Origin of the sequence: Saccharothrix sp. NRRL B-16314 (assembly GCF_000716595.1) — a bacterium.
Classification (GTDB): domain Bacteria; phylum Actinomycetota; class Actinomycetes; order Mycobacteriales; family Pseudonocardiaceae; genus Actinosynnema.
Genome location: NZ_JNXC01000188.1, coordinates 1 through 336, shown reverse-complemented (window position 1 = coordinate 336; position 336 = coordinate 1). Strand labels below are relative to the sequence as shown.

The 336-nt window shown below is 75.9% G+C and carries 1 protein-coding gene; it reads right to left on the bottom strand.

All coding sequences use genetic code 11. The annotated features are described in order from the left end of the window. Positions 1–336, bottom strand: a 336-nt coding sequence (locus tag OQ02_RS39595; RefSeq protein WP_033443825.1) for an outer membrane protein assembly factor BamB family protein, incomplete at both ends; no start/stop codon positions are given.

Below are 336 nucleotides of genomic sequence, written 5' to 3'. Positions count from 1 at the left end.
GTGTAGAGCGCGCTGCCGCTGCCCACGTGGATGTTGCCGTCGGCGACGAGCACCGGCTCGGTCGACTGGCGCGGCTCCGTCGCGATCCGCCAGCGGTCCTGGCCGGTGGTGGCGTCGATGGCGTACACCGTGCCGAGGTGGTCGGAGAGGTACACCCCGCCGCCCGTGACCGCCGGGCCCGGCGCGAACGCGGGCGGGGAGAGGAAGACGGCCGGCGCCTCGAAGTGCCAGCGGACGTGCCCGGCGGCGATGTCGATCGACAGGACCCGCGTCCCGGCGGAGACGTACACGCAGCCGTCCTCGGCGGGGGCCACCCGGACCGGCACGCCCGCGCAG